The sequence below is a fragment of the Actinosynnema sp. NPDC023658 genome, assembly GCF_040639995.1.
Classification (GTDB): Bacteria; Actinomycetota; Actinomycetes; order Mycobacteriales; family Pseudonocardiaceae; genus Actinosynnema.
The window spans coordinates 1-2,527 of sequence record NZ_JBFAAX010000809.1; the positions used below are offsets into that span (position 1 = coordinate 1).

Annotated in this window: 3 protein-coding genes; 2 read left to right on the forward strand and 1 reads right to left on the reverse strand. The window is 71.1% G+C overall.

What is annotated here, in order from left to right:
- On the reverse strand, positions 1-468 hold a 468-nt coding region (locus AB0G02_RS35035), incomplete at its 3' end, for a Sir2 family NAD-dependent protein deacetylase (protein WP_360803170.1).
- 102 nt (positions 469-570) lie between these two features.
- On the opposite strand from AB0G02_RS35035, the gene AB0G02_RS35040 reads away from it, so the two are divergent.
- Positions 571-984, forward strand: coding sequence for a hypothetical protein (locus tag AB0G02_RS35040; RefSeq protein ID WP_360803173.1), 414 nt, complete (start codon positions 571-573; stop codon positions 982-984).
- The gene (locus tag AB0G02_RS35045) at positions 981-2,495 is read left to right on the forward strand and encodes a flagellar basal body protein FliL (RefSeq protein ID WP_360803176.1); all 1,515 of its coding nucleotides are present in this window, start codon (positions 981-983) and stop codon (positions 2,493-2,495) included. Before AB0G02_RS35040 ends, AB0G02_RS35045 begins: the two co-directional genes overlap by 4 nt.
- The last annotated feature ends 32 nt before the right edge of the window (positions 2,496-2,527 follow it).

Below are 2,527 nucleotides of genomic sequence, written 5' to 3' on the forward strand. Positions count from 1 at the left end.
CAGCACGTCGGGGTCGAGGGGTTCGCCGAACGCGACCGCGGCCGGCCGCAGGACGCCGCCGCACACCCCGCAGCCCCGCCGGACCACGCCGGCGCGCACGCGTGCCAACGCCTCGCTCATCGCGCCCGTGGCGCCGCAGGAGACGCACACCACACGCGACATCGACCCGTGCAGCTCCACGACCCGCGACCCGGCGCGCTGGTGCAGCCCGTCGACGTTCTGCGTCAGCAACGACCGCACCCGCCCGGCCCGCTGCAACCCCACCAACGCGCGGTGCGCGGCGTTCGGCACCGCCGTCCACATCGGATCGTCCAGCCAGGACTGCCACGCCTGCCGCCGCACGCGCGCGGAGGTGAGGAACGACGAGGCGTCGAACCGGAACCGCACCACCCCGGACTCGACGGACACCCCCGCGCCGGTGAGCACGGTGATGCGCCGTGAGAGGGCCATCACGTCCCGTGCACTCATGCCACCACCGTCCCACACGCCTGCGAGCATGGCGGCATGCGCGGGTCATCGGCGGAGCCGACAGTCAGGCGGTGGACGGGCGCGGTGCTCGGAGGTATCGGTTTGATCACGGCGGTGGTGGGGTTCTTCCTGCCCTGGCTGCGCTCCGGGACGGTCACCAGGACCAGTTACGAGGTGCTCGCTCTGCGTGGTTTCGCCGGGTTGGACGGCGTGCCGGGCGAGGTCGTGCGCGGCACCTGGGTCGCGCTCACCCCGTTGGCGGTGTGCTGCGTGGTGCTCTGGGCGGTGCGATTTCACCGGATCGCGGCATGGGTCGCACTGGTGTTTGGCACGATTGCGGGAACGGTGGCGGCACTTGCCGCCGTCCAAGGGGGCAACGAGGCGGCACTGGTCGGGATCACCCTGACCGGACCGGTGGCGACCCTCGGTGGTGCTGTGCTGGGGATCGCCGGAGCGATCACCGTGCTCACCGCGAAATCCCGCACAGCGATCAGCACTCCAGGAGGAGCACCGTGACGTACCCGAGTGGCGGCGGAGGCGAATGGCCACCGCAGAACAACCCGTACGGCCAGCCGCAGCAGGGGGGCTACCCGCAGCCGGGTCCGCAGCAGGGTGGGTACCCCCAGCAGGGCGGCTACCCGCAGCAAGGTGGCTACCCGCAGACCGGCCCGCAGCCGCAACAGGGCGGCTACCCCCAGCAGGGCGGCTACCCGCAGACCGGCCCGCAGGGCTTCGCGCAGCCGGGGCACGAGTTCGGCCCGCCGCACGGCCAGGCGCCGTACGGCTACGCGGGTGGCGAGCCGCCGAAGAAGAAGCGCACCGGCCTGGTCGTCACCGCGGTCGTGGCCGTCCTCGCGCTGGCCGCGGGCACGGTCGCGACGGTGTGGGCGCTGCGCAGCTCCGACGACGTGGCCGCCGGCTCCGAGAGCCCGTCCACCGCGGCGAACAACCTGCTCAGCGCGCTGGGCAGCGGTGACGTCCTCGGCATCATGAACGGCCTGGCGCCCGCCGAGGCCAAGCTGAGCAAGGACTACACCGAGGCCACCGTCAGCGAGGCCAAGCGGTTGGAGATCCTGAAGAAGGACGCCGACCCGAACAAGCTCAGCGGCGTGCAGATCAAGAGCGAGGGCATCAAGTTCGACGACGCCGCCGCGGAGAAGGTCAACGACCACCTGACGATCAACAAGGTGGTCGAGGGCAAGATCACGATCACCTCGGACGTCAAGCAGATCCCGTTGACCGACAAGCTGGTCGACGCGCTCGGCGCGGACCTGCAGAAGGCCGGCACCGAGACGGAGACGCTGGACTTCGCCAAGGAGAAGGCCGACCGCAAGGGCAAGCCGATCGGCATCGCGACGATCAAGGTCGGGGACGACTGGTACCCGAGCCTCTTCTACACCATCGCGAACGCCGCGCTGGAGGAAGAGGACCTGAAGTGGCCCGCCCAGGGCATCGCGCCGGCCGGCGCGTCCTCCGCGAACGACGCCGCCAAGCAGTTGGTGGAGAAGGCGTTCGCGGCTGACGTCGAGGGCGTCATCGCGCTGCTGCCGCCGGACGAGATGGGCGTGCTGCAGGACGTCGGCCCGGTCATCCTGGAGCAGATCGGCCGCACGCCCGACACGGGCGCGAAGCTGATCGAGCTGGAGACCGACGCCAAGGACGTCTCGGGCGGCACCCAGCTCACCGTCCGCAAGCTGGTGGTCGAGGCCGAGGGCGAGCGGGTCGAGATCAGCCGGGACGGCGACTGCTACAGCGCCTCGGCGCAGGGCCAGTCGCAGCGGCTGTGCGCGGACGAGCTCACCCAGCTGATCGAGCAGCAGGGCCGGGGCGAGATCCCCGCCGCCGCGGTCGACGTCATCGGCCGGGTCGGCGCGCAGGTGCTGAAGGACGGCATCGGCGTGGTCGCCACCGAGGTCGACGGCAAGTGGTACGTCAGCCCGTTCCGCACCTACAGCGAGCTGTTCCTGACGCTGATGCGCGGTCTGGAGCCGAAGGACGTCGACGAGCTGATCAAGGCGATCAAGTAGCAGTCGACGCACCACCCGGCACGCTCCGCAGG